At 73.5% G+C, this 21,059-nt stretch carries 26 protein-coding genes; 15 read left to right on the forward strand and 11 right to left on the reverse strand.

All coding sequences use genetic code 11. The features are described from left to right. The 3 genes from ACBR40_RS43150 to ACBR40_RS43160 are packed head-to-tail and all read left to right on the forward strand — an operon-like array spanning position 1 to position 2,905. The gene (locus ACBR40_RS43150) at positions 1-774 is read left to right on the forward strand and encodes an SDR family oxidoreductase (RefSeq protein ID WP_344205100.1); all 774 of its coding nucleotides are present in this window, start codon (positions 1-3) and stop codon (positions 772-774) included. A gap of 45 nt (positions 775-819) precedes the next feature. Next, the gene (locus tag ACBR40_RS43155) at positions 820-2,127 is read left to right on the forward strand and encodes a DUF2252 domain-containing protein (RefSeq protein WP_344205101.1); all 1,308 of its coding nucleotides are present in this window, start codon (positions 820-822) and stop codon (positions 2,125-2,127) included. A 31-nt stretch (positions 2,128-2,158) separates the two neighbouring features. Then, positions 2,159-2,905: an SDR family oxidoreductase gene (locus ACBR40_RS43160; RefSeq protein WP_344205102.1), complete on the forward strand. Its 747-nt coding sequence runs from the start codon at positions 2,159-2,161 to the stop codon at positions 2,903-2,905. Positions 2,906-2,944: 39 nt separating this feature from the next. On the opposite strand, the gene ACBR40_RS43165 is transcribed toward ACBR40_RS43160, so the two are convergent. From ACBR40_RS43165 to ACBR40_RS43175, 3 genes are all read right to left on the reverse strand, one after another. After that, a complete protein-coding gene (locus tag ACBR40_RS43165) occupies positions 2,945-3,745 on the reverse strand; it encodes a RimK family alpha-L-glutamate ligase (RefSeq protein WP_371252480.1) in 801 nt (266 codons plus the stop codon). Between the two features lie 70 nt (positions 3,746-3,815). Beyond that, a complete protein-coding gene (locus tag ACBR40_RS43170) occupies positions 3,816-4,061 on the reverse strand; it encodes a hypothetical protein (RefSeq protein ID WP_371252481.1) in 246 nt (81 codons plus the stop codon). A 34-nt stretch (positions 4,062-4,095) separates the two neighbouring features. After that, positions 4,096-4,383, reverse strand: coding sequence for a hypothetical protein (locus ACBR40_RS43175; RefSeq protein ID WP_371252482.1), 288 nt, complete (start codon positions 4,381-4,383; stop codon positions 4,096-4,098). A gap of 151 nt (positions 4,384-4,534) precedes the next feature. Here ACBR40_RS43175 and ACBR40_RS43180 point away from each other — a divergent pair, with 151 nt between their 5' ends. After that, positions 4,535-5,197: an NIPSNAP family protein gene (locus ACBR40_RS43180; protein ID WP_371252483.1), complete on the forward strand. Its 663-nt coding sequence runs from the start codon at positions 4,535-4,537 to the stop codon at positions 5,195-5,197. On the opposite strand, the gene ACBR40_RS43185 is transcribed toward ACBR40_RS43180, so the two are convergent. Beyond that, positions 5,198-5,521, reverse strand: a complete 324-nt coding sequence (locus ACBR40_RS43185; RefSeq protein ID WP_371252484.1) for a hypothetical protein — start codon at positions 5,519-5,521, stop codon at positions 5,198-5,200. Then, positions 5,518-6,270, reverse strand: coding sequence for an SDR family oxidoreductase (locus tag ACBR40_RS43190; RefSeq protein ID WP_371252485.1), 753 nt, complete (start codon positions 6,268-6,270; stop codon positions 5,518-5,520). The genes ACBR40_RS43185 and ACBR40_RS43190 overlap by 4 nt, the downstream gene beginning before the upstream one ends. A gap of 54 nt (positions 6,271-6,324) precedes the next feature. Here ACBR40_RS43190 and ACBR40_RS43195 point away from each other — a divergent pair, with 54 nt between their 5' ends. Genes ACBR40_RS43195 through ACBR40_RS43210 form a run of 4 tightly spaced genes read left to right on the forward strand, consistent with a single transcriptional unit; the run spans position 6,325 to position 9,612 of the window. Next, positions 6,325-7,053: an enoyl-CoA hydratase family protein gene (locus ACBR40_RS43195; protein WP_371252486.1), complete on the forward strand. Its 729-nt coding sequence runs from the start codon at positions 6,325-6,327 to the stop codon at positions 7,051-7,053. 44 nt (positions 7,054-7,097) lie between these two features. Further along, positions 7,098-7,865, forward strand: a complete 768-nt coding sequence (locus ACBR40_RS43200) for a CoA-transferase (RefSeq protein ID WP_329592613.1) — start codon at positions 7,098-7,100, stop codon at positions 7,863-7,865. Continuing rightward, positions 7,865-8,587: a CoA-transferase gene (locus tag ACBR40_RS43205; RefSeq protein ID WP_344205113.1), complete on the forward strand. Its 723-nt coding sequence runs from the start codon at positions 7,865-7,867 to the stop codon at positions 8,585-8,587. The genes ACBR40_RS43200 and ACBR40_RS43205 overlap by 1 nt, the downstream gene beginning before the upstream one ends. Beyond that, positions 8,584-9,612: an NAD(P)H-dependent flavin oxidoreductase gene (locus ACBR40_RS43210; protein WP_371252487.1), complete on the forward strand. Its 1,029-nt coding sequence runs from the start codon at positions 8,584-8,586 to the stop codon at positions 9,610-9,612. Before ACBR40_RS43205 ends, ACBR40_RS43210 begins: the two co-directional genes overlap by 4 nt. Here the strand turns inward: ACBR40_RS43210 and ACBR40_RS43215 are convergent. Then, a complete protein-coding gene (locus tag ACBR40_RS43215) occupies positions 9,566-10,270 on the reverse strand; it encodes a DNA alkylation repair protein (RefSeq protein ID WP_371252488.1) in 705 nt (234 codons plus the stop codon). The genes ACBR40_RS43210 and ACBR40_RS43215 overlap by 47 nt on opposite strands. Continuing rightward, positions 10,267-10,935, reverse strand: coding sequence for a TetR/AcrR family transcriptional regulator (locus ACBR40_RS43220; RefSeq protein WP_344205119.1), 669 nt, complete (start codon positions 10,933-10,935; stop codon positions 10,267-10,269). Before ACBR40_RS43220 ends, ACBR40_RS43215 begins: the two co-directional genes overlap by 4 nt. 97 nt (positions 10,936-11,032) lie before the next feature. Here ACBR40_RS43220 and ACBR40_RS43225 point away from each other — a divergent pair, with 97 nt between their 5' ends. Genes ACBR40_RS43225 through ACBR40_RS43245 form a run of 5 tightly spaced genes read left to right on the forward strand, consistent with a single transcriptional unit; the run spans position 11,033 to position 15,696 of the window. Further along, entirely contained in the window at positions 11,033-12,208 is a 1,176-nt protein-coding gene (locus tag ACBR40_RS43225; protein WP_344205121.1) for an acetyl-CoA C-acetyltransferase, read from the forward strand. A 26-nt stretch (positions 12,209-12,234) separates the two neighbouring features. Next, positions 12,235-13,755, forward strand: coding sequence for a glycoside hydrolase family 3 protein (locus ACBR40_RS43230; RefSeq protein WP_371252489.1), 1,521 nt, complete (start codon positions 12,235-12,237; stop codon positions 13,753-13,755). Positions 13,756-13,758: 3 nt separating this feature from the next. After that, a complete protein-coding gene (locus ACBR40_RS43235; protein WP_364450474.1) occupies positions 13,759-14,430 on the forward strand; it encodes a pentapeptide repeat-containing protein in 672 nt (223 codons plus the stop codon). Positions 14,431-14,476: 46 nt separating this feature from the next. Then, the gene (locus tag ACBR40_RS43240) at positions 14,477-15,091 is read left to right on the forward strand and encodes an RNA polymerase sigma factor (protein ID WP_371252490.1); all 615 of its coding nucleotides are present in this window, start codon (positions 14,477-14,479) and stop codon (positions 15,089-15,091) included. After that, a complete protein-coding gene (locus ACBR40_RS43245) occupies positions 15,088-15,696 on the forward strand; it encodes a hypothetical protein (protein ID WP_371252491.1) in 609 nt (202 codons plus the stop codon). The genes ACBR40_RS43240 and ACBR40_RS43245 overlap by 4 nt, the downstream gene beginning before the upstream one ends. A gap of 13 nt (positions 15,697-15,709) precedes the next feature. On the opposite strand, the gene ACBR40_RS43250 is transcribed toward ACBR40_RS43245, so the two are convergent. From ACBR40_RS43250 to ACBR40_RS43260, 3 genes are read right to left on the reverse strand one after another with little or no spacing between them, the layout of a single operon-like run. Beyond that, the gene (locus tag ACBR40_RS43250) at positions 15,710-15,901 is read right to left on the reverse strand and encodes a ferredoxin (RefSeq protein WP_371252492.1); all 192 of its coding nucleotides are present in this window, start codon (positions 15,899-15,901) and stop codon (positions 15,710-15,712) included. Positions 15,902-15,910: 9 nt separating this feature from the next. Further along, positions 15,911-16,789, reverse strand: coding sequence for a pyridoxamine 5'-phosphate oxidase family protein (locus ACBR40_RS43255; RefSeq protein WP_371252493.1), 879 nt, complete (start codon positions 16,787-16,789; stop codon positions 15,911-15,913). A gap of 8 nt (positions 16,790-16,797) precedes the next feature. Next, the gene (locus ACBR40_RS43260) at positions 16,798-17,250 is read right to left on the reverse strand and encodes a VOC family protein (RefSeq protein WP_371252494.1); all 453 of its coding nucleotides are present in this window, start codon (positions 17,248-17,250) and stop codon (positions 16,798-16,800) included. A 115-nt stretch (positions 17,251-17,365) separates the two neighbouring features. Between ACBR40_RS43260 and ACBR40_RS43265 the strand changes: the two genes are divergently transcribed. Further along, positions 17,366-17,953: a CGNR zinc finger domain-containing protein gene (locus ACBR40_RS43265; protein ID WP_344205133.1), complete on the forward strand. Its 588-nt coding sequence runs from the start codon at positions 17,366-17,368 to the stop codon at positions 17,951-17,953. A gap of 13 nt (positions 17,954-17,966) precedes the next feature. Here the strand turns inward: ACBR40_RS43265 and ACBR40_RS43270 are convergent, their stop codons facing one another. Next, a complete protein-coding gene (locus ACBR40_RS43270; protein ID WP_344205134.1) occupies positions 17,967-18,815 on the reverse strand; it encodes a LysR family transcriptional regulator in 849 nt (282 codons plus the stop codon). A gap of 81 nt (positions 18,816-18,896) precedes the next feature. On the opposite strand from ACBR40_RS43270, the gene metE reads away from it, so the two are divergent. Beyond that, positions 18,897-21,059, forward strand: coding sequence for a 5-methyltetrahydropteroyltriglutamate--homocysteine S-methyltransferase (metE, locus tag ACBR40_RS43275; RefSeq protein ID WP_371252495.1), 2,163 nt, complete (start codon positions 18,897-18,899; stop codon positions 21,057-21,059).

Here is a 21,059-nt window from a genome sequence, read left to right on the forward strand (position 1 = left end):
ATGCTCCCGCCGCCCCCCAAGGCACACGGACTGCTCGACGGCAAGGTGACGCTGGTGACGGCCGCCGCGGGCGCGGGCATCGGCTACGCGACCGCGCGCCGCTGCGCCGAGGAGGGCGCCACGATCGTCCTGTCCGACCGGCACGAGCGCCGCCTCGCCGCCGCCGCCGACGCGCTGACCGACCTCACCGGCGTCAGGCCGCTCGCCGTGCCGTGCGACGTGACGTCCGAGCCGCAGGTGCTGGCGCTGTTCGACGCGGTGGCCGAGGCGCACGGCCGGCTCGACGTGGTGGTCAACAACGCCGGGCTCGGCGGCACGGCGCAGCTGGCCGGGATGACCGACGAGCAGTGGCACGCGGTCCTCGACGTCACGCTCAACGGCACCATGCGCTGCACCAGGGCCGCCCTGCGGCAGATGTACGCCCAGGGCTCGGGCGTCATCGTCAACAACGCCTCCGTGGTCGGCTGGCGGGCGCAGCGCGGCCAGGCGCACTACGCCGCGGCCAAGGCCGGGGTGATGGCGCTCACCCGGTGCGTGGCGCTGGAGGCGGCCGAGCACGGGGTGCGGGTCAACGCCGTGGCGCCGTCGCTGGCGGTGCACCCGTTCCTGGCCAAGGTCACCGGCGAGGAGCTGCTGGCGGAGCTGGCGGCACGGGAGGCGTTCGGGCGGTCGGCGGAGCCGTGGGAGGTGGCCAACGTGATCGTCTTCCTGGCCAGCGACTACTCCTCGTACATGACGGGCGAGGTCGTGTCGGTGTCGTCGCAGCATCCCTGAGCCCGGGGTAGGCGGCGAGGGGCTCGCGGGGTTACCGTCCGTGGCATGGGCTCACGCACCACCTTCCTGCTCGACGTCCTCATGACCGAGTTCGGCGACTCGATCGCCCGCGATCCGGCCGCCTTCCGCCGCAAGTTCCGCAAGATGGCGGCCTCGCCGTTCGCCTTCTACCGGGGCAGCGCGTGCCTGTTCTACGCGGACATGACCGGCCCGTACGCCGACGACGCCTATCTCGACGAGCCGACCGGGCGCGTCTGGATCCACGGCGACCTGCACGCCGAGAACTTCGGCACGTACATGAACGCCTCCGGCGAGCTGGTGTTCAACGTCAACGACTTCGACGAGGCGTACGTGGGGCCGTACGTCTGGGACCTCAAGCGCTTCGCGGCCAGCGTGGCGCTGCTCGGCTACGCCAAGGCGCTGTCGGACGAGGCGATCGGCGGGCTGGTGGCCGACTTCGCGGGCGCGTACGTGGAGGAGCTGACCGCGATCGCGGCGGGCGGCGACGACGCGATCGGCTCGCTCACCCTGGGCACCACCACGGGCGTGCTGCACCGGGTGCTCCAGACCGCCCGGCTCAGCACGCGGGTGGCGCTGCTGGACGTGGAGACCGTGATCGACGACTACGACCGCCGCTTCGCGCTCATGGACGGGCGAGAGCCGGTGGACGGGGACACGCGGGAGGCGGTGCTGGCCGCGTTCGCCGGTTACCTGACGACGCTGCCCGGCCACGACGCGTCGGCCGAGCGGGCGGTCGAGCACGTGGTCAAGGACGTGGCGCTGCGCAAGGGCGTGGGCATCGGGTCGGCGGGGCTGCCGTCGTACAACCTGCTGCTGGAGGGGCGCTCGCAGGCGCTGGAGAACGACGTGATCCTCTACATGAAGCAGGCGGCGGCGCCGGCGGTGGCCCGGCACGTCGCCGACGAGAAGGTGGCGTCGTACTTCCTGCACCAGGGGCACCGCACGGCCGAGTCGCAGCGGGCGCTGCAGGCGTACGCCGATCCGTGGCTCGGTTACACCACGCTGTACGGGATCGGGCAGCTCGTCGCCGAGGTGTCGCCGTACTCGGCGGACCTGGACTGGGACGACGTCAACGAGCCGGGCGAGCTGCGCTCGATCATGCGCGACCTCGGGCGCGCGGTGGCGCGCATGCACTCGGTGGCCGACGACGAGTCCAGCCACGACCTGGTCGACTTCTCGACGGAGGAGGCGATCGTGGCGGTGATCGGCGAGGACAGGGCGGGGTTCACGGCGATGCTCGTGGAGTTCGCCCACCGGTACGGCGCCCAGGCCCGCGGCGACCACCAGCGGTTCGTGGACGTGTTCCGCAACGGCCTCCTGCCCGGGGTGTGAACCGACCGGCCGGTATGGCATGCTCCGGAACATGACTCTGTTCTCGGTGGAAGGCAAGACGGTCGTGGTGACCGGCGGCTCGCGGGGCATCGGCCGGATGATCGCGGCGGGTTTCGTGGCGGCGGGCGCGAACGTCTACATCTCGGCGCGCAAGACGGCCGAGGTCGAGAAGACGGCCGCCGAACTGGGCTGCCGGGCCGTGCCCGCCGACCTGTCCACGGCCGAGGGGCGCGAGAGCCTCGCCGCGGCCGTGGACGGGCCGCTGCACGTGCTGATCAACAACGCTGGCGCGACCTGGGGCGCGCCGCTGGAGGAATATCCCGAGTCCGCCTTCGACAAGCTCTGGAACATCAACGTCAAGGGCGTGTTCGCGCTGACCCAGCGGTTCCTGCCGCAGCTCAGGCAGGCCGCAGGGCCTGACGACCCGGCCCGGGTGATCAACGTGGGCTCGGTGGACGGCATCCGGGTGCCGGTGCTGCCGACGTACGCCTACTCCTCCACCAAGTCGGCGGTGCACATGCTCACCCGGCATCTGGCCCGGCACCTGGCGAAGGAGCACATCACGGTCAACGCCATCGCGCCGGGGCCGTTCGAGTCGAAGATGATGGCCTTCGCCCTCGACGACCCCGGCACCCGGGAGTCCATCGAGACCAGTGTGCCGCTCGGGCGCATCGGCCGGCCCGACGACATGGCGGGCACGGCGATCTTCCTGGCTTCGCGGGCGGGGGCGTACCTGACGGGGACGGTCATCCCGGTGGACGGCGGGATCACCGCCTGACTGCACCGCCTGACCACACCGCCTGACCACACCGCCTGACTACAGCAGCTCGACCAGGGCCTTGGCGAACGCCTGCGGAGCGCCGGGGTCGTGGCGCAGGAACAGGTAGGGCTCGGTCAGCTCCAGCTCGATGACCGCGGGCTCGCCGCCGGGCAGCCGGACCAGGTCCACGCGGGCGTACAGCAGCGGGCCCTGCACCGTGGCGAGCACCCGCTCGGCCAGCTCGACCTGGTCGGCGGCGGGCGTGCGGGCCTCGGCCAGCGAGGCGTCGGCGGCGCCGCCCGCCAGCATCGGGTTGCGGCGCACGGCGTGGCTGAGGCGGCGGTTGAAGTAGAGCAGCGAGGTCTCGCCCTCGGTCTCCACCATGTCGAGGTAGGGCTGCACCATCGGCGTGCGCCCGTCGGCCTCCAGCGCGGCGGCCAAGGCGACGGCCTCGCCGCGGTCGCGGGTGCGTACGGTGTCGCGGGCGCCCGCCGAGATCGCGGGCTTGACGACGTATTCGGGCCAGTGCGGCAGGTCCTCGGACGACCAGTGCGTGGGCACCGACGGCAGGTCGCGCAGGTAGGTCTTGTCGGTGTTGGCGGCGATCACGGCGGCCGGGTTGAGCAGCCGGCTGACCGACTCCACGTGGCGGGCCCAGGCCAGGAACCCCGCGCGCCGGGGCACGTAGTCCCACACCGAGCGGACGACGACCGCGTCGTAGGCGCTCCAGTCGGCGGCGGGGTCGTCCCAGCGCTCGGCGCGGCCCTCGACGCCGGCCGCGCGCCAGGCCGCGAGGACCAGGTCGAGCTCGTCGTCGCTGTCCAGGCCGTCAAAAGTGGCATACGCACAGATAGTCACCCAGAGATGCTAATACGGCACGAGCCAGGCCGTTTCCGGCCTGGCTCGTGCGTGACGGGGTGAGCGCCGACTACCAGTCGACGACGTCGTCGACGTAGGCGCCGCTGCGGTGGGCCGTCGTCACGGCGTTGCCGTTGACGGCGTTGACGCTGGTGGCGCTCGCGCCGGCGACGTTGCGGTTGCCCACGTTGCCGAAGTTGTTGCCGGACTGGGAGGCGTTGGTGTTCCTGCTGGCGTTGCCGGCGTTGGTGTCGGCGTGGGCGGGGGCCGACAGGAAGGCGGCACCCGCCGCGGCCGCCACGAGGACACCGGTCACGCAGAGCTTCTTCATCGGGTGGAGGTCCTTTCGATCAGTCGAAGACGTAGGTGACGACGATGCCGCCGTGCGCGGCCGTCGAGGCGATGCCGTTGACGTTGTTGACGTTCGTCGAGGCGCCCTGGCCGCGGTTGGCCGTGGCGACGTCGCCGAAGGTGTTGCCGGACTGGGAGGAGTCGCTGTTGGCGCTGCTGTTCCTGACCCAGGACCAGCCGCCGGGCCAGACGTCGGCGTGCGCGGGGACAGCCGCGGTGAGAGCAAGGAAAGCGCCGCCGGCGACCGCTGTCACCACTGCCGCGGCGGCGCACCATCTTCGGATCAACTCGGCTCCTTCGCCGTTGGGGGAAGCGTTCTCCTGGCGACCCTATAACTCACAGTTGCCGAAGAGTAGCTGAAAGTAGTCAGAATTTTGTTCGGGGCGGAGGGGACACTGACATGGGGCTGTCAGTGACCCGGCCCTACCGTCGCCTGCCATGACGATCTACGAACTGCGGCGCTACACCCTGCGCCCCGGGCGGCGCGACGCCCTCATCGAGCTGTTCGAGCGGGAGTTCGTCGAGCCGCAGGAGGCCGCCGGCATGCGCGTGTCCGGCACCTTCCGCGATCCGGACGCGCCCGACACCTTCACCTGGCTGCGCGGCTTTCCCGACATGGCGGCGAGGAAGGCGGCACTGGAGACCTTCTACTCGGGGCCGGTGTGGCTCGCCCACCGGGAGGAGGCCAACGCCACGATGCTCGACTCCGACGACGTGCTGCTGCTGCGGGCGCTCACCGAGCCCGCCCCGGGGTCACGGCCGCCGGTGGGGGCCGTCGCGCCGCCTCCGGCCGCGTACGTCGCCACGATCTACCCCGTGGACGGCGACCTCGCCGCGCATTTCGCCACCGTGGTCGCGCCCGCGCTGACGGAGGCCGGGGCGCCGCCGGTCGCGTCGTTCGTCACCGAGCACGCCGAGAACACCTTCCCCCGGCTGCCGGTGCGGAGCGGGGAGAACGTCCTGGTGTGGTTCGCCCGGTGGGAGCGGGACTCGGACGTGCCGGACCTCGCGGCCGTGGACCTGCCGCTGGTGGAGTCGCGGCTGACGGCGGCGCCCCAGCGGCTCCGGCTGCGCCCCACGGCGCGCTCCGCCATGCGCTGATCATCCTCGCGGGGACCGCTCACGCCGGCGTGCGCGGCGCAGCAGCCCCCAGACGACGGCGGGTTGCGCGAGGCCCGTGAGGAGCAGGGTCGCCCACGCCAGGTACGGGACCAGCCACCACAGCTCGTCGGGCACCGCGCCGAAGGCGGCCAGCTCGCTCCAGAGGATGCTCAGGGGAAGGCTGACCAGCGCCAGCGGCCACAGCACGACGCTGTCCTTGCCCATGAGCAGGCCGACGAGGGAGACCGCCCCGGCCGCCACGATGACGGCCGCGTAGATCGTGACGGCGATGTCAGCGGCGCTGAAACGCGGATGTCGCATCATGAGCGCTCCCCCTCGGCCTCGTTCTCCGCGAGGTTACGCCAGAGGGGGATCTCGCCGCCGCCGTCCACCCGTACCTCGGCGCCCGTCACGTAGCCGGGGGCGGCGAGCCACAGGCACGCCTCCGCCACGTCGGCGGGGGTGGCGAGGCGGCCGGCCGGGATCGCAGCCCCCAGACCCTGATCACCGCCCTGGTCGCCGTAGTGGCCGGTGGCGGCGGCCTCGGTCGCGGCCAGGCCCACCACGACCGTGTTCACCCGAACCTCGGGCGCCCACTCGGCGGCCAGGCAGCGGGCCAGGTGGTGCAGGCCCGCCTTGGCGGCGCCGTAGGCGGAGGTGCCGGGCGAGGGGCGGGTGCCGCTCGCGCTGCCGATCATCACCACGGCCCCGCGCGTGGCCGCCAGCAGGGGCCGGGCGTACTGCGCGACCAGGAGGGGGGCCGTCAGGTTGAGCTCGATGACCCGGGCGTGCAGGCGCGGCGAGGTGCCCGCGAGCGGCGCGTACGGTGATCCGCCCGCGTTGTTGACCACCACGTCGAGCCGCCCGAACCCGGCCATCAGCCGCTCGACGTCCTCCGGCTCGCGCACGTCGGCGGGGACGAACCGGAACTCCGCCCGCTCGGGCGGGTGGCGGGCGCACACGGTGACGTCGGCACCGGCCCGCGCGAAGGCCCGTGCGACGCCGAGGCCGATGCCCTTGGTGCCGCCGGTCACCAGGACGGACCTGCCGGTGTAGTCGTAAGTGACGGTCACGGGTGCTACCGTACCAAGCAAGCGTTAGGTGCAACCAGGAGGTGGGGCGGCGGGATGGGGATCACGCTGCGGGCCGGGCCGGTCGCCGAGGTCGTCATGGACGTCCCCCCGGTGAACGCGCTGACCGTACGAGCCTGGGAAAAGCTGGCCACGACCCTGCGGGCGGCCGGGGACGACCCCGCGACCCGGGTGGTCGTGCTGCGCGCCGAGGGACGCGGCTTCAACGCCGGGGTGGACATCAAGGAGCTGCGGGACTCCCCCGGCCACGAGGCGCTGGTCGCCGTCAACCGGGCCTGCTACGCCGCCTTCGCCGCCGTCTACGAGTGCGCGGTCCCGGTGATCGCCGCCGTTCACGGGCACTGCCTGGGCGGCGGGGTCGGCCTGGCCGGCAACGCCGACGTCGTGGTGGCCGCCGAGGACGCCTACTTCGGGCTGCCCGAGGTGGACAGGGGCGCGCTCGGCGCGGCCACCCACCTCGCCCGGCTGGTGCCGCAGCACCTGATGCGGGCCATGGTCTACACGTGCAGGAACGTCACGGCGGCCGAGCTGCACGCGTTCGGCTCGGTGCTGGAGGTCGCGCCGCGCGACAAGCTGCGCGAGGCGGCGCTGGAGGTGGCGGGGCAGATCGCGGCCAAGGACCCGTACGTCGTCCGCCGCGCCAAGGAGTCGCTCAACGGCATCGACCCGGTGGACGTCCGGCGCAGCTACCGCTTCGAGCAGGGGTTCACCTTCGAGCTCAACCTGATGGGCGCGGGCGAGCGGCACAGGGAGCGGTTCCGGTGACCCGCCCGAAGGCGACCGGGACGCAGGGGACCGGGACGAAGGTGATGACCGCCGAGCAGGTCGCGGCCGGGCTGGAGAGCGGCATGACCGTCGGCATCGGCGGCTGGGGGTCGCGGCGCAAGCCGATGGCCCTGGTGGCCGCCGTGCTCCGCTCTCCCGTCCGTGACCTGACCGTCGTCTCCTACGGCGGGCCCGACGTCGGCATGCTGTGCGCGGCCGGGAAGGTGCGCCGGGTGGTGGCCCCGTTCGTCACGCTCGACTCCATCCCGCTGGAGCCGCATTTCCGCCGCGCCCGGCAGGCCGGGGAGATCGAGTTCACCGAGTACGACGAGGGCATGTTCATGTTCGGCCTGCTGGCGGCGGCGCACCGGCTGCCGTTCCTGCCGACGCGGGCCGGTCTCGGCTCGGACGTGCTACGGGTCAACCCCGAGCTGCGGACGGTGTACTCGCCGTACGGGGACGGGGAGGAGCTGGTGGCGGTGCCCGCGCTCACCCTGGACGTGGCGCTGGTGCACCTCAACCGGGCCGACGCCCGGGGCAACGCCCAGTATCTCGGACCCGACCCCTACTTCGACGACCTCTACGCCAAGGCCGCGGCCCGCTGCTACGTCTCCTGCGAGCGCCTGGTCGACACCGCCGACCTGCTGAAGGAGGGGCCGGTGCAGTCGCTGCTGATCAGCCGGTCCATGGTGACCGGCGTGGTGGAGGCGCCCGGCGGGGCCGGGTTCACCGCGTGCGAGCCGGACTACGGGCGCGACGAGGAGCGGCAGCGGCGCTACGTGGAGACGGCGCTACATGGAGACAGGGCGTGATGACGAGCAGGGCTGACGTGTGCGTGCTGGCCTGCGCGGAGGCGTTCCGCGGCGACGGCGAGATCCTCGCGGCCGGGATCGGCGGGGCGGTCACGGTGCTGGCGGCGCGGCTGGCGCGGCTGACGTTCGAGCCCGATCTGCTCACCCACGACGGCGTCTGCCTGCTCACCGGCGACGTGCCCGCCCTGGGGCGGCCTCCGGAGGTCGTGGAGGGGTGGCTGCCGTTCCGCGACCACCTGTGGCTGGTGCTGAACGGCCGCCGGCACGTCATGCTCGGCGCGAGCCAGATCGACCGGCACGGCAACACCAACATCTCCTGCATCGGCGACTGGGCCCGGCCGAAGGCGCAGCTCCTCGGCGTGCGCGGCGCGCCCGGCAACACCCGGTGCGACCCGACGAGCTACTGGATCCCCCGGCACACGCCGCGCGTGTTCGTGCCGCGGGTGGACGTGGTGAGCGGGCTCGGCACCGACCGGGGCGCGTACGACCTGCGCCGCGTGGTGACGAACCTCGCCGTGCTCGACTTCGCCACCCCGGACGGGTCGATGCGGCTGGCGTCGGTGCACCCGGGGGTGAGTGTGGCCGACGTGGTGGCCGCGACCGGCTTCGAGCTGACCGTGCCCGCCGAGGTGCCGGTGACGCGGGAGCCGACCGCCGCGGAGCTGGACGTGCTCGACCGGCTCGACCCCGGCCGGGCCCGCGAGCGCGAGGTCGCGGCGTGAGGACCGCGCTGACCGCCCTGGTGGGCTGCCGGCATCCGATCGTGCAGACCGGCATGGGGTACGTCGCGGGCGCCCGGCTCGCGGCGGCCGCCTCGCGGGCCGGCGCGCTGGGCGTCATCGGCGCGGCCACCCTGTCGGTCGAGGAGATGACCGCGGCCATCCGCCGCGTCAAGGAGCGTACGGACCAGCCGTTCGGCGTCAACCTGCGCTCCGACGCCGACGACGCGGCCGAGCGGGTCGAGGTGCTGGTGCGCGAGGGCGTGCGGGTGGCCTCCTTCGCGCAGGCGCCCCGGCGGGACCTGATCGCCCGGCTCAAGGACGCGGGCGTGGTCACGATCCCGTCGGTGGGCGCGCGCCGGCATGCCGAGAAGGTGGCCGCGTGGGGTGTGGACGCCGTCATCGTGCAGGGCGGCGAGGGCGGCGGCCACACGGGGCCGCTCGCCACCACCCTGCTGCTGCCCCAGGTGGTGGACGCGGTGGACATCCCGGTGATCGCGGCGGGCGGCTTCTTCGACGGGCGCGGCCTGGTGGCGGCGCTGGCGTACGGGGCCTGCGGCGTCGCCATGGGCACCCGTTTCCTGCTGACCGCCGACTCGCCGGTGCCGGACGAGGTGAAGAAGGTCTATCTGGCCGCCCGCGAGACCGTGGTGACCACCAAGGTGGACGGGGTGCCGCACCGGGTGCTCGCCACGCCGTTCGTGGCCGGGCTGGAACGCCTGCGCCTGGCCCGCGCGGTGCTGAACGGGGCCCGGTTCAAGCGGCTGTCGGGCCTGTCCTGGGCGGCGATGCTGCGCGAGGGCCGCCGGATGCGCCGCGGCAGGGAGCTGACCTGGGCGCAGGTGCTGCAGGCGGCCAACACGCCGATGTTGCTGCGCGCGGCCATGGTGGAGGGCAGGGCGGACCTCGGGGTGATGGCGTCGGGGCAGGTCGTGGGCGTCATCGACGACCTGCCGACGTGTCAGGAGCTGGTGGAGCGGATCATGGCCGAGGCGGCGGAGGTGCTAGGCCGTCTGGGACGTTCTTGAGCGCCTCGCGGCGGCTCAGGCCCGACAGGCCCTTGGCGCGGACGTAGCGGACGACCTCGGCCGGGTTGGTCTTGGCGTATTCGCGTAACGCCCAGCCGATCGCCTTGCGGGCGAAGAAGTCGTTGTCCGACAGGCTGGGCTCGATGCAGGCGTACAGCAGGGCGGTGTCGGTGCGGGCCCTGAAGCGGTTCTGGCAGAGGATCGCGGTGCGGCGCTTCCACAGGTCGGCGTCGTGCGCCCACTCCAGCATGAGGGGGCGCATCGAGTCGGGGTAGGCGGCGAGCAGGGCGCCGACGCGGTGGGTGGCCAGCTCGTCCACGAGGTCCCACCAGGCGCCGGTGACGATCATCTCCTCGTACATCGGGACGGTGTAGAGGGTCTGGAAGCGCCGGTAGTAGTGGTGACCGGACAGGTCCACGGCGGCGTAGCGCTCCTCGCGGTATTCCGCCTCGCGCCACAGCGCGAGCACCGCGCGCCGCCACTCGGGGGCGCTGTCGATGCGGTGCTCGGCGAAGACGCGCCGGAGCGTGGCCCGCCGCGGCACCGCCTGCACGCCGAGGAACGGCATGGGCGACTTCATGTAGGCCCGCATCGTCTCCGCCTTGTCCGGCTCGGCCGCCTCCTGGAGGGCCATCCGGACCGCTTTGCCGAGGCTCATCCCTGGGGCTGGGTCGTCCGCTCGCCGGTGGCGAGGCCGTCGAACAACACCGTGATGTAGTGCTCGGCCAGGCCGTTGGTGTTGAGCCTGCCCCCCGGGCGGAACCAGCGGACGGCCACCCAGATGGTGTCGCGGATCATCCGGTAGGTGAGCTTGGGGTCGACGTCGGCGCGGAACTGCCCGGCGGCCTGGCCGGCCTTGATCTGGGTGACCCAGATCTGCTCGACCTCGTCCTCGGCCTTGACGAGGTAGTTGAAGCGCTCGAACTGGCGCAGGTAGTTCCAGTCGTTCTGCATGACGGTGATGGCGGCCCGGTGGGGCTCCAGGGTGCCGAAGCCGATGCGGACCATCTCCGACAGCACCGTGCGCGGGTCGGCGGTGGTGTCGACGGCGGCGCGGTAGCGGGCGATGAGGTCGTCGAGGAAGGTGGAGAGCACCTCGTCGACGATCGTCTCCTTGGAGTCGAAGTGGTGGTAGAGACTTCCGGAGAGGATGCCGGCCTCGTCGGCGATCTCGCGTACGGTCGTGGCCTGGAAGCCCTTGCGCGCGAAGAGCTCCGCGGCGAGCTTGACGAGGTGGTCGCGGCGCTCGGAGGCCGAGCCTGATGCGGCCCGCTGGCGCTTCGCCGATGTGGTGGTGGTGCCGGAGTTCTTTCGCGTGGTCACGTCACCATTATGAGCCCTCGCACAATCGCTTGTTCACGCTACGAGCGCAGCTCATCCGGCATTCCGCGCTTTACCAAGCGCTTGTTAGGATGCCGGGATGAGAGAGGCGTACATCGTCGGCGCCGTCCGCAGCCCCGTCGGGCGCAGGAACGGCGGCCTGGCCCGCACCCATCCCGCCGACCTCGGCGCCCACGTGCTCAAGGAGCTGATGAGCGGCGTGGACGCCGACCCCTCGGCCGTCGAGGACGTCATCTTCGGCTGCGTGGACACCGTCGGACCGCAGGCGGGGGACGTGGCCCGTACCTGCTGGCTGGCCGCCGGGCTGCCCGAGGAGGTGCCCGGCGTCACCGTGGACCGCCAGTGCGGCTCGGCCCAGCAGGCGCTGCACTTCGCCGCCCAGGCCGTGCTGTCGGGCACGAGCGACCTGGTCGTGGCGGGCGGCGTGCAGAACATGAGCATGATCCCGATCTCCTCGGCCATGCTCGCCGGGCAGCCGCTCGGGCACGCGGACCCGTTCACCGGCTCCAAGGGCTGGGCCGCCAGGTACGGCGCCCAGGAGGTCTCCCAGTTCACCGGCGCGGAGCGGATCGCCGAGCGGTGGGACCTGTCGCGCGAGGAGATGGAGCGGTACGCGTACGAGTCGCACCGCAGGGCCCTGCGCGCCATCGACGCCGGATGTTTCCGGCGGGAGATCGCCCCCTGCGACGGCGTGACCGACGACGAGGGCCCGCGCCGGGACACCACGCCGGAGCGGATGGCCGCGCTGAAGCCCCTCGTCCCCGGCGGCCGGCTGACCGCCGCGCTCGCCTCGCAGATCTCCGACGGGGCCGCCGCCCTGCTCATCGCCTCCCCCCGCGCGGTACGCGACCACGGCCTCACCCCGCGCGCCCGCGTCCACCACCTCTCGGCGCGCGGGGACGACCCGATCACGATGCTGACCGCGCCGATCCCGGCCACCGCGCACGCGCTCGGCAGGACCGGCATGTCCATCGACGACTTCGACGCCATCGAGGTCAACGAGGCGTTCGCCCCGGTCGTGCTGGCCTGGATCAAGGAGACCGGGGCCGATCCCGCCCGGGTCAACCCGAACGGCGGCGCGATCGCCCTCGGCCATCCGCTCGGGGCGACCGGCGCGGTGCTCGCCGTCAAGCTGCTGCACGAGCTGGAGCGGACCGGCGGCAGGTACGGCCTGCAGACGATGTGCGAGGGCGGTGGCCAGGCGAACGTCACCGTCATCGAACGCCTGACGTCACAAGATGCCTCTAGCAAATAAGAAACTTTCCTATTAGATTCGGAGGCATGCCACAGAGCGGTGACCTGCTGCGCCTCGCCGACGCCGTCCTCTTCCCGGGCTTCGCCGGGCGGACGCCACCCGACTGGATCCGCCGCAGGCTCGGCGAGGGGCTGGCGGGGGTGGCGCTGTTCACGCGCAACATCGCGGACCCCGGCCAGCTCGCCGCGCTCACGGCCGCGCTGCGCGCCGAGAACCCCCTGGTGCTCGTCGGCGTCGACGAGGAGTCGGGCGAGGTCACCCGCCTGGAGGTGGCCGGCGGCAGCAGCCGGCCCGGCGCGTACGCGCTCGGCGTCGTGGACGACGTGGCCCTGACCGAGGCCGTCGCCCGCGACCTCGGCGCGGACCTGGCGCGGGCCGGGATCACCGTCGACTTCGCGCCGTCCGCCGACGTCAACTCCAACCCGGACAACCCGGTCATCGGGCTGCGGGCGTTCGGCGCGGAGCCCGAGCTGGTCGCCCGGCACACCCGGGCGTTCGTCCGGGGCCTCCAGTCGGCGGGCGTGGCGGCCTGCGCCAAGCACTTCCCCGGGCACGGCGACACCTCCGTGGACTCGCACCACGGCGTGCCCGTGGTCGCCGGGGACGGCTTCGAGGACGCGCTGCTGCCCTTCCGCGAGGCGATCAAGGAGGGCGTCAGGACGGTGATGACGGGGCATCTGCTGGTGCCGGCGTACGACGCCGAGCTGCCCGCCACGCTCAGCCCCAAGGTGCTCACCGGGCTGCTCCGCGAGGAGCTGGGCTTCGACGGCGTGATCATCACGGACGGCATCGAGATGGCGGCGGTGTCGGAGGCGTACGGCATCGGGGGCGCCGCCGCCCGCGCCATCGCCGCCGGGGCGGACGCGATCTGCGTGGGCGGCGAGCGGGCCGACGAGGGGACGGCCGTGGAGATCCGCGACGCCATCGCCGCCGCCGTGGCCGACGGACTGCTGCCCGAGGAGCGGCTGGCCGACGCCGCACGCCGGGTCCGCGAGCTGGCGACCTGGGCCGCCGCCTCCTCGGGCGGCTCTACGGGCAGCTCTACGGGCGGCTCTACGGCGACCGGGACCGACTCAGGGGACGGTGGGCTTGGGCTGGTCGCGGCGCGGCGGGCCGTGCGGGTGACCCGCCGCTCCGCCGCCCCGGTGCTGCCGCTGTCCGGCCCGGCGTCCGTCGTGGAGCTGGCGCCCGAGATGAACCTCGCCATCGACAAGAACACCCCGTGGGGCGTCGGCGAGCCGCTGTCGCGCCTGCTGCCCGGCACCACCGTCGCCAGGCTGACCGCCGCCGAGGCGACGGGCCCGGCGCTGGAGCGCCTGCTCGGCGCGGCGACCGGCCGCCCGCTGGTGATCGCGGTCCGCGACGCGCACCGCTACGCCTGGCAGGGCGAGGCGCTGCGGCACCTGCTGAGCGCCCGCCCGGACGCGGTCGTGGTCGAGATGGGCCTGCCCGCGCGGGCGGACCTCGGCGCGGCGCACGTCGCCACGTACGGCTCGGCCCGGGTCTGCGGCCAGGCGGCGGCGGAGGTGCTGACCGGTAGGCTCTGAGCCGTGGAGTTCGACGGCGAGGACCTCTCACGCAAGGCGCTGAGCGAGCGGCTGCCGCCCGGCGAGCCGCACGTCTTCCGCGGCTGCGACCTCACCGAGACCGACCTGTGGGGCGCCTCGCTGGGCGGGGCCGTCTTCGAGGCGTGCGTGCTCGACCAGACCGACTTCCGCCGGGCCGACCTCGACGGGGCGGTGTTCACCGGCGGAGGCGGGATGCGGGTCCGCTTCAACGACGCCGACCTCATCGACGCCGCCTTCACCGACGTCGACCTGTCCTCGGCCCAGTTCGCCGGGGCGCTGCTCACCGACGCCTCCTTCACCGGCTGCCGCATGATCGGCGCCTCGCTGACCGCCTCGCGCGGCACCGGCTTCCGGCTGTCCCGCTCCAACCTCACCCTCGCCAACCTCGGCGGCTGCTCGCTGCGGGGCGAGCTGGTCGAGGGCGTGCGCTTCGACGACGCCGACCTGTCGGGCTGCGACTTCACCGGCGCCACCTTCAGCGACTGCCGCTTCATCGGCACCCGGCTGCTCGGCACCACGTTCGCCAAGGCCGACCTGCGGGGCGCCGACCTCGGACAGCCCGACGACGCCAAGCTGCGCGCCTTCGCGGGCGCGGTGATCAACCAGACCCAGGCCAACGCCATCCTCGCCGCCCGGGGCATCACCGTCCTCTGACGCCGATCGCACGGAACCCGCGCCGGCGTGCGGACACGGACGAGTCGTGAGCACTGATCTCGAATTATGGTCCCGCGCGGCCGAAGGGAGCGGCGAGGCCTTCGGCGCCTTGTTCGACAGGTACGCGCGCGACGTCTACAACCACTGCTTCCGCCGCACCGCGGACTGGTCGGCAGCCGAGGACCTCACCTCGGTGGTGTTCCTGGAGGCGTGGCGGCGGCGCGGCGAGGTGCGGATCCATCGCGAGAGCGCGCTCCCCTGGCTGCTCGGCGTGGCCAACAACGTGCTGCGCAACCGGCACCGGTCGCTGCGCCGCCACCGGGCGGCGCTGGAACGGCTTCCCGCCCAGGCGTACGAGCCCGACCCGGCCGAGGACGTCGCCGGACGGCTCGACGGCGAGCGCCGGATGCGCGCGATCCTGGCGCTGGTGGACCGGCTGCCGCAGGCGGACCGCGAGGTCCTGGCCCTGTGCGTCTGGTCGGAGCTGACCTACGAGGAAGCGGCCGTGGCCCTGGGGGTCCCGGTGGGCACCGTGCGGTCGCGGCTGTCGCGGGCGCGGAGCCGCCTGAAGGACCTCCTGGAGAAGGAACCCCGGCCACGGCCCGGACACGGATGGAGTGAGCGTCTCTCGGCGCTCCGCAAGAAGGGAGAGGAGCTGTGACCGACCTCCGGCCACCGGCGGAACGCGACCTTCCCGCGGCCCGGCACGCGCTCAGGAAGGCCCATCTGATGACCGTGATCGAACAGCCGGTGCGCTCGCGCCGTCGCCGGCTGGGCCTCGCCGTCCTGGCGACCGCGGTCGCCGCCGCCCTGGCGGTCGGCGTCCCCGTGACGCTGGGCCAGGGCGCCGTCCCGGCGAACGCGGTGATCCGCGAACCTGACGGGTCCATCAAGCTCTACATCACGGACTACCGGCATCCCGAGGTGATCGAACGCCGGTTGCACGACCTCGGCGTTCAGGCGGACGTCACCTTCCTGCCCACCGGCCAGGACTGCAGGGAGCCCCGGGGCACGTACCTTCCCGACAACCCCGCCCTGCTCACCAGCGACCCGCCGGCCGAAGGCGAGGACGACTACTGGAGGCTGCATCCGGAGCAGATCGGGCCGGGGCAGACGTTCGTCTACACCATGTGGTACGAGGAACAGGGAGAGAACCGCATGTTCAGCGCCCGCTACCGGGTCGCGACCGGCCCGGTGGCGCCCTGCGAGGTCGTCCCCGGCGGGCCCGTGATGGAGGAGGGCCCGGAGGGCGGCGTCGGCGGCTGACGCGGCGCACGGGTCAGTCCCCGTCCAGGAGGACGGCCTGTACGGGGCACGCCCGGGCGGCCTGCTCGACGGCGGGCCACGACACGTCGGCCGGTGCGGCGTCGTACACCAGCTCGTCATCGTCGTCGAGGGCGAACACCTCCGGGGCGGCGAAGACGCATTGGGCGTGGGTCTGGCACAGGGTCCTGTCGACACGGACGTGCATGGTCGCCTCTCAGCTGGGGTTGAAGCGGGAGTACTTGCCGAACGACCACCGTTGGGGGACGTCGCCGGCGATGTGGACGACCTTCTCGACGTCGAAGTCGACCAGGCGCTGCGCGCCCGGCACGGCGGCCGCCCTGCCGGTGTCCCAGTCCACGCGGGCGCGGCCGGTCAGATGCAGGGTGTGGCCGTTCTCCCAGTCGAGGAAGAGCAGCCCGCAGCGCGGTTCGATTGCGAGGTTGCCCAACGTCATGTACATCGCGTTGCCGGCGTAGTCGGGCCAGGTCAGCCGCCGGTCGCCGGTCACGGTGACGAAACCGGGGTTGCCGCCCCGGTGGGAGGCGTCCACGCCCAGCCCGGCCGCGTACGTGGCCACGAAGAACGTGTCGGCTTCGGCGATCCACCGCCGGTGCTCGGCGGCGAGCGCGTCGCTGACGAGCACCGACCTTCCGGTCGAGGGGGCGTCGGCGACGTAGGCGCGGGTCTGGATGTACTTCGGGCAGTTCGCATACACCTGCTCGGTGTGGAGCACCAGGCGGCCGCCGTCGTCGTGGGCGCGGCCGTTGACCCGCATCCGCCTCCGGGTGGCCGGCTCGATCGCGATCAGGCCGACCGGCCGTTCGGCGCCGAAGAGGCCGGCGAGCGGTTCTCCGGGCAGGCGGTCGGCGACGACGGTGCGGTCGTCGGGCGCGGTGACGAACCCCGGCGGGCCGGCGAGCGCGCCGGCCCACGCGGCGCCCGTCTCGTCCGCGGCCGCGACGACCACCAGGCGCTGCTGCCCCAGGAAATCCGCGGCCACCTGGGGGACGGTCGTGCCCACGCCCGCCGACCCCCAGTCGTCGGCGGTGAGACCGGCGCGGCGCTGCACGGCGTGCTCGCCTCGATGGAACACGTGAACTCCTAGAAGAAGCCGCAGGTGGGGGCGCCCTGGACGGGGGCCGCTGCGGTCTCGGCGCCGGTCGGCGCGTAGATCTCCAGGCGGATGCCGTCCGGGTCGGTGAAGAAGACGCCGCCGGAGGACGCGCCCTCGCCGTGCGGGACGACCCCGTCGTAGGCGAACCGCACGCCGAGGTCACGCAGGACGGCCTCGTGGCGGCGGACCGCCTCGATGTCGGGCACCTGGAACGACAGATGGTGCAGTCCGGGGCGATCCGCGGAGAAGGCGCCGCCGCTCTGCTGCCACAGCGTCAGGACGAGGCTGCCGTCGCGGCCGAGGAAGGCGAACCTCCGCTCGCCGTCGGTCTGCTCGGCCAGGGTGTCGAAGCCGAAGACCTGGCGGTAGAAGGCGGTGGAACGTGCCAGGTCGGTCACGTTCAGGGCGACGTGCCCGGTCTGCAGGGCCGGCGTGGTCATGAGGAATCTCCAGAGTGAGCGCGATTTCTAACGGCTGACTGCCGCTTCAAGCGTTAGAAATATCGCAGACGATTTCTCATGGTGTCAACTCGCCGGTAGCGTTAGAAAAGTGGAAGTGGCTCACCTCGCAGGCGGCGGCGCCCCGCTCCTCGGCGAACCGCCGCCGATCGAACTCGCCAACACCTCGTACGCGGTGCGGGGCCGCCCCAAGGACGGCCTGCAGAGCATCGAGCACCTGGCCGCGTGGCTGCGCGACCTGCGCCCGCGCCTGGCGGTCCCGCTCACCGACGCCGACCTGCGCGAGGTGAGCGACGGCGACCTGCACGCCGCCAGGGAGGTCAGGGACGCCGTCCGGGCCCTCGCCGTCGCGGCCGTCGACGGCCGTGACCCCGACCCCGCCGCCGTCGAGGCACTGAACCGTCACGCGAGCCGCACCCCGCGCTGGCACGAGCTGCGCATTGCTCCGGAACCCCACCTGGCGGTCCGCACCGCGGGCCGCCCTGTCGCGGCCGCGATCGCCGCGCTCGCCGAGGAGGCCGTCGTCCTGTTCGCCGGGCCGCTCCGCCATGAGCTGCGCGCCTGCCACGGCCCCGGCTGCGTGCTGCACTTCGTCCGCGACACCACGCGGCGCGAGTGGTGCTCAGCCGGCTGCGGCAACCGGGCGCGCGCCGCCCGCCACTACGCCAAGGTGCGGCAAGGCTGAGAGGTCAGGCCCCCTACCTGGTCCACAGGGCGTCCTGGACGGCCTGCACCAGGGCCATGAGCTCGGGCGTCACCCGTTCCCTCGACCACGCCAGCGCGTACGTGATCCGCAGCTCCCCCGCCTCCAGCGGCACGAAGCGTACGTCGTCCCTGCGTACGGCGCGGACCAGGAGCTGCGGGATCGGCAGCACGCCCGCGCCCGCCGCCACCAGGTCGAGCCCGGCGGCGAAGTCGTCGTCGGGCACCAGCCGCGCGTGGCCGGGCAGCCCGGCCCACGGGCGGGCGGACGGGGTGAGCAGGGTCTGGCCCGCCAGGTCGTCAGGAGCCAGCCGGGGCCGGGCGGCCAGGCGGTGCCCGGCCGGCACCGCCACGTGGTCGACGGTCACGTGGAAGCGGGCCGCCGTGACGAACGCGGCCGGGGCCGGGGTGGCCAGGATCGCCGCCGAGACCTCGCCCGCCGCCAGCGCCCGCGCGGCCTCGGCACGCCCGGCCGCCCGCAGCTCCACCCCGATCGACGGGGTGCGCCCGGCCAGGCGGCGGACGACGCGGGCGGCGAGCGTGCCGACGAGCGGTGGATAAGCCAGGTGAATGATCGGGCGGGCGAGCCTGGCGGCCTCGGCGGTGAACGCGGCGACCGACTCCAGCGCCTGCTCGGCGTAGGGCAGCAGGGCCTTGCCCGCGGCGGTGAGGCGTACCTCGCGGGCCGAACGCTCGAAGAGGCGGACCCCGGAGGCGCGCTCCAGCCGGGTGATGGCCTGGCTCATCGCCGGCTGCGACATGCCCAGGTCGGCGGCGGCGGCCGAGAAGCTCAGCCTGGCGGCGACCCGCGTGAAGCAGTGGATCTCCCTGAGCATAAGCAGCATCGATCCATGGTGCACCACCAGGCCCAGGCTCGGCACGATCACGGCGATCACTCGTACGCAGAAGAGGAAGCCGAGGGCAAGATGACGCCGTTTCCGACGTCCACCGTGCTGGGATATCCGCGGATCGGGCCGCGCAGGGAGCTGAAGCGGGCGCTGGAGTCGTACTGGGACGGGCGCAGCACGCGGGCCGAGCTGGAGCGGACCGGGGCGGAGCTGCGCGCCCGGACCTGGCACCGGCTGGCCGGGCTGGGGCTGGAGGGGCTGCCGTCCAACACGTTCTCCCTGTACGACCACGTGCTCGACGCGGCGGTGCTGCTGGGCGCGGTGCCGGAGCGCTACCGGGAGGCCGCCGACCCCTACTTCGCGATGGCCAGGGGCACCGACGGGCTCGCGCCGCTGCGGATGACGAAGTGGTTCGACACGAACTACCACTCCCTGGTCCCCGAGCTCGGCCCGGAGACCACGCTCAAGCTGGACGCCGCCAAGCCGCTCGGCGAGATCCGCGAGGCGCGCGCCCTCGGCTACGAGACCCGGCCCGTGTTCGTGGGACCGGTGACGTTCGTGCTGCTCGCCGGGGCGCTCGACCGGCTGGACGACGTGCTCCCCCTCTACGAGGAGCTGCTGGGCGAGCTGGCCGCCGAGGGCGTGGCCTGGGCGCAGCTCGACGAGCCCGCGCTGGCGGCCGACCGGACGCCGGAGGAGCTGGCCGCCGTGCGCGCCGCCTACGACCGGCTGGGCGCGGTGCGGGCGCGGCCCCGGCTGTTCGTGGCGTCGTACTTCGGGGAGCTGGGCGCGGCGCTGCCCGCGCTGGCGGCCACGCCGGTGGAGGCGATCGGCCTGGATCTGGTGCGGGGCGGCGTCCCCGCCGCCGACCTCACGGGCAAGACCGTGGTCGCGGGCGTGGTGTCCGGACGGGACGTGTGGCGGACCCCGACGGAGCGGGCGCTCGCCACGCTGGCGGCCCTGTCCGCGACCGGGGCGGAGCGGGTCGCGGTGAGCACGTCGTGCTCGCTGCTGCACGTGCCGCACGACGTGGCGGACGAGCCGGAGCTGGATCCGGGGCTGCGGGCCCGCCTCGCCTTCGCCGACCAGAAGGTGGCCGAGGTCGTGGCCCTCGCGGGGGCGCTGGACGACCTGCCCGCGGCCGGCTTCCAGGAGAGCGGCCCGTCCGTGGCGCTCGCGGACCCGCCGCCCGCCGGGGGCCGGGCCCCGTACCCGGTGCGGGCGGCGGCGCAGGCCGCGCGGCTCGGGCTGCCGCCGCTGCCGGTCACCACGATCGGCTCGTTCCCGCAGACCGGGGAGCTGCGCGCGGCCCGCGCCGCCGTCGCGGCGGGCACCCTGGCCGAGGACGCCTACGAGCGGCGCGTCGCCGCCGAGATCGAGCGGGCGATCCGGCTGCAGGAACGGCTCGGCCTGGACGTGCTCGTGCACGGCGAGCCCGAGCGCAACGACATGGTGCAGTATTTCGCCGAGCGCCTCGACGGCTTCGCGGTCACCAGGAACGGCTGGGTCCAGTCCTACGGCTCGCGCTGCACCCGGCCGCCGATCCTGCACGGCGACGTGCGCCGGCCGGCGCCGATCACCGTCCGGTGGGCGGAGTACGCGCGGTCGCTGACGGACCGGCCGGTCAAGGGCATGCTGACCGGGCCGGTGACGATCGTGGCCTGGTCGTTCCGCCGCGACGACCTGCCGCTGCGCGACGTGGTGTTCCAGGTCGCGGAGGCCGTCAGGGAGGAGGTGGCCGACCTGGAGGCGGCCGGGGTGCCGATCATCCAGGTGGACGAGCCGGCGCTGCGCGAGCTGCTGCCGCTGCGGCGGGCGGCCCAGGAGGAATACCTGGAGTGGGCGGTGGCGGCGTACCGGAGGGCCACGTCGGGGGTCGGCGACAGCACCCAGATCCACACGCACCTGTGCTATTCGGACGCCGACCAGATCCTGGCCGCGATCGACGGGCTGGACGCCGACGTGACCACCATCGAGTCGGCCCGGTCGGGGACGCGCATCCTGGGCGCGGTGGAGGGGTTCGGGCGCGGGCTCGGGCCGGGCGTCTACGACATCCACTCGCCCCGGGTGCCCTCGGCCGAGGAGGTCGAGGACCTGCTGCGCAGGACGTTGCGGGCGCTGCCGGCCGGCCGGGTGTGGGTCAACCCGGACTGCGGGCTGAAGACGCGGACGTACGAGCAGGTGGAGGCGGCGCTCGCCAACGTGGTCGCGGCCGCCCGCCGCCTGCGCGCCGAGGTCTGA

Origin of the sequence: Nonomuraea sp. AD125B (assembly GCF_041402765.1) — a bacterium.
GTDB lineage: Bacteria > Actinomycetota > Actinomycetes > Streptosporangiales > Streptosporangiaceae > Nonomuraea > Nonomuraea bangladeshensis.

What these genes read in the sequence shown, in the direction of transcription:
- ACBR40_RS43150 (WP_344205100.1), top strand. Translation starts at nt 1, where the DNA reads ATGCTCCCGCCGCCCCCCAAGGCACACGGACTGCTCGACGGCAAGGTG.
- ACBR40_RS43155 (WP_344205101.1), top strand. Translation starts at nt 820, where the DNA reads ATGGGCTCACGCACCACCTTCCTGCTCGACGTCCTCATGACCGAGTTC.
- ACBR40_RS43160 (WP_344205102.1), top strand. Translation starts at nt 2,159, where the DNA reads ATGACTCTGTTCTCGGTGGAAGGCAAGACGGTCGTGGTGACCGGCGGC.
- ACBR40_RS43180 (WP_371252483.1), top strand. Translation starts at nt 4,535, where the DNA reads ATGACGATCTACGAACTGCGGCGCTACACCCTGCGCCCCGGGCGGCGC.
- ACBR40_RS43185 (WP_371252484.1), bottom strand. Translation starts at nt 5,521, where the DNA reads ATGATGCGACATCCGCGTTTCAGCGCCGCTGACATCGCCGTCACGATC.
- ACBR40_RS43195 (WP_371252486.1), top strand. Translation starts at nt 6,325, where the DNA reads ATGGGGATCACGCTGCGGGCCGGGCCGGTCGCCGAGGTCGTCATGGAC.
- ACBR40_RS43200 (WP_329592613.1), top strand. Translation starts at nt 7,098, where the DNA reads ATGACCGCCGAGCAGGTCGCGGCCGGGCTGGAGAGCGGCATGACCGTC.
- ACBR40_RS43205 (WP_344205113.1), top strand. Translation starts at nt 7,865, where the DNA reads ATGACGAGCAGGGCTGACGTGTGCGTGCTGGCCTGCGCGGAGGCGTTC.
- ACBR40_RS43215 (WP_371252488.1), bottom strand. Translation starts at nt 10,270, where the DNA reads ATGAGCCTCGGCAAAGCGGTCCGGATGGCCCTCCAGGAGGCGGCCGAG.
- ACBR40_RS43225 (WP_344205121.1), top strand. Translation starts at nt 11,033, where the DNA reads ATGAGAGAGGCGTACATCGTCGGCGCCGTCCGCAGCCCCGTCGGGCGC.
- ACBR40_RS43230 (WP_371252489.1), top strand. Translation starts at nt 12,235, where the DNA reads ATGCCACAGAGCGGTGACCTGCTGCGCCTCGCCGACGCCGTCCTCTTC.
- ACBR40_RS43250 (WP_371252492.1), bottom strand. Translation starts at nt 15,901, where the DNA reads ATGCACGTCCGTGTCGACAGGACCCTGTGCCAGACCCACGCCCAATGC.
- ACBR40_RS43260 (WP_371252494.1), bottom strand. Translation starts at nt 17,250, where the DNA reads ATGACCACGCCGGCCCTGCAGACCGGGCACGTCGCCCTGAACGTGACC.
- ACBR40_RS43270 (WP_344205134.1), bottom strand. Translation starts at nt 18,815, where the DNA reads ATGCTGCTTATGCTCAGGGAGATCCACTGCTTCACGCGGGTCGCCGCC.
- metE (WP_371252495.1), top strand. Translation starts at nt 18,897, where the DNA reads ATGACGCCGTTTCCGACGTCCACCGTGCTGGGATATCCGCGGATCGGG.